The 793-nt window shown below is 76.5% G+C and carries 1 protein-coding gene; it reads left to right on the forward strand.

The genetic code is table 11. From position 1 onward, the window contains the following. Positions 1 to 20: 20 nt before the first annotated feature. Positions 21 to 793 (forward strand): ROK family transcriptional regulator (locus tag DZG00_RS15990; protein ID WP_147360090.1); only part of this gene is annotated, 773 nt, incomplete at its 3' end.

Genomic DNA, 793 nt, shown 5'->3' on the forward strand with positions numbered 1-793 from the left:
CGGCGGGTCCGGCCGGACGCGTGCCCGAGCGGCTGCGTGGCATCCCGCGCCTCCCGCCGCCGCCCCCGCGGATCCGGCGCCAGGTCCCCGACAGCGAGATCGCCGGCGAGACCGCGTCGGCGCTGCTCTACATGATCGCGACGGGCTCGGCCACGAACCGGGCCGACCTCGCCCGCACGCTCGGCCTGCCGCCGTCGACGATCACGGGCAAGATCACGCAGCTGCTGCGCGCCGGCCTCGTCGAGGAGCGCGGATCCGGCGACCCGACGGGCGGCCGCCGCCCCCGCGTGCTGCACCTGCGCGACGACGCGGGCGTGATGCTCGCGGCCGACCTCGGACGCAGCCACGCCCGGCTCGCGCTCCTCAGCATGTCCGGCACCATCGTCGACGCGCGCACCATCCCCATCGACATCGGCGCCGGCCCGCTCGGCGTGCTCGCGCTGGTCGCGGCGGCGCTGCGGGCGCTCGTGGCGGCATCCGGGGATCCCGTCGTCCGCGGCGTCGGCATGTGCCTGCCCGGCCCCGTGGACACCGCGCGCGGCATGGTCGAGTCGCCCGCGTCGATGCCCGGCTGGCACCGCTTCGACGTCGTCGGCTGGCTCGCGGACGAGTTCGACGCCGTCGCCGTGGTCGACAACGACGCCAACATGATGGGCCTCGGCGAGCACGCGACCCTCGACCGCCGGGCGGCCGGATCCCGCGTGCGGGTCGGCAGCCTGCTGTTCCTCAAGGCGGGCGCGTCCGTCGGCTGCGGCATCGTGATCAACGGGCACGTGTACCGCGGAGCCACCGC

Source organism: Clavibacter lycopersici, assembly GCF_003576405.1.
Classification (GTDB): Bacteria; Actinomycetota; Actinomycetes; order Actinomycetales; family Microbacteriaceae; genus Clavibacter; species Clavibacter lycopersici.